Genomic DNA, 965 nt, shown 5'->3' on the forward strand with positions numbered 1-965 from the left:
TTTTGCCTGTCATGCTGTAATTCCACTTTTAATCCAAAGCGGTCAGTGTCATATCAATAATATTCATTAATTTTTGCTGATCCGTTGTTGTCTTAACCAACGTACGTAGCCCCAACCACGCATTCATTAAATAATGAGAAATAACTACAGGATCCAAGTCATTCTTGAACTCACCCGATTGTTGACCCTTCAGAACAAGGTTAGTCAAGAGTTCCTCAGTTCGCGAATAACTCTCATCAACTAAGGATGCAACTTCTGGATCCAACACGCCGAGTTCCACGCCTGAATTCACGAGAAAACACCCTAGAGGTTCTCCTTCATTTCTTACTGTCGCCTCAAACAACTCCCGAATTAATTCTTTGATCGGTTTTTGTTTTTCAATCAGAAACCTCATTTTGCTGGTCTGCTTCGTTTCATATCGTTCGAGAGCTTTCATAAATAAGGCATGCTTATCCCCAAAGGTATCATAGATACTTCTTCGGTGAATGCCCATAAACTCAACCAAATCTTGCATTGAAGTTTTCTCATATCCTTGTGCCCAAAATAGGTGTATTGCTTTATCTAATACTTCATTAACTTCAAATTCTTTTGATCTTGCCATCGTCATCACCTCGAATAATCATTATACAATTTAGTGAAGGATCGGCAAACTAGATTTAAAATAAGTGAATACATTACAGGTATGAGGTCTGTCTTACATATTTAACCCAGGATTCTTCGTTTGTCTGCTTGTAACCAATCAGGCGTCCATCCTTTTTCCAGGGCATCCAGGGTTACTCCTGGCGGAACGATAGCATCTATCGCATCCAGGATATCAGTGCTTAATCGGATGTCGCTGCCTTTTAACGTTTCACGAAGTTGCTCAATTGTTCTTGCCCCCACTATAGCAGAAGTAATTGACGAATGAGCTTGTGTAAATGCCATGGCAAGATGAGGCAAAGTTAATCCTGCTTCACCTGCAAGGG

At 40.4% G+C, this 965-nt stretch carries 2 protein-coding genes; both read right to left on the minus strand.

Annotation, left to right across the window (positions count from 1 at the left end; all coding sequences use genetic code 11):
• Positions 1-28: 28 nt before the first annotated feature.
• The gene (locus GRP75_RS27965; protein WP_160791004.1) at positions 29-601 is read right to left on the minus strand and encodes a TetR/AcrR family transcriptional regulator; all 573 of its coding nucleotides are present in this window, start codon (positions 599-601) and stop codon (positions 29-31) included.
• A gap of 101 nt (positions 602-702) precedes the next feature.
• The coding region (locus GRP75_RS27970) for an aldo/keto reductase (RefSeq protein ID WP_160791005.1) at positions 703-965 on the minus strand (263 nt) is incomplete at its 5' end.

The organism is Paenibacillus sp. OT2-17, from assembly GCF_009827695.1.
Classification (GTDB): domain Bacteria; phylum Bacillota; class Bacilli; order Paenibacillales; family Paenibacillaceae; genus Paenibacillus; species Paenibacillus polymyxa_B.